The sequence below is a fragment of the Pseudomonas sp. 2995-3 genome, assembly GCF_002742565.1.
Lineage (GTDB): Bacteria > Pseudomonadota > Gammaproteobacteria > Pseudomonadales > Pseudomonadaceae > Aquipseudomonas > Aquipseudomonas edaphica.
Genome location: NZ_LJSB01000464.1, coordinates 1 through 231, shown reverse-complemented (window position 1 = coordinate 231; position 231 = coordinate 1). Strand labels below are relative to the sequence as shown.

The 231-nt window shown below is 43.3% G+C and carries 1 protein-coding gene; it reads right to left on the bottom strand.

Annotated elements, in window-relative coordinates; genetic code table 11:
• Nucleotides 1-231, bottom strand: a 231-nt coding sequence (locus AOA62_RS31065; protein ID WP_143521965.1) for an aminotransferase class V-fold PLP-dependent enzyme, incomplete at both ends; no start/stop codon positions are given.

The following is a 231-nucleotide window of genomic DNA, read 5'->3' as shown; positions in this document are numbered from 1 at the left end:
ACATCATGTGGATGGACGTCATCACAGTTAAACGTGACAAGCCCAGCTCGTTCTTTAGGGCCGTAAACCTCTACCCCGTCAACTTCAGATAAACGAGATAAAGCATACTGAGCTAATTTATGCTCATGAGCTTCGATGTTTTCTAAACCAATTTCATTTAAAAAATCGATTGCTGCTCCTAAACCGATGGCACCTGCAATAATTGGGGTACCCCCTTCAAACTTCCAAGGG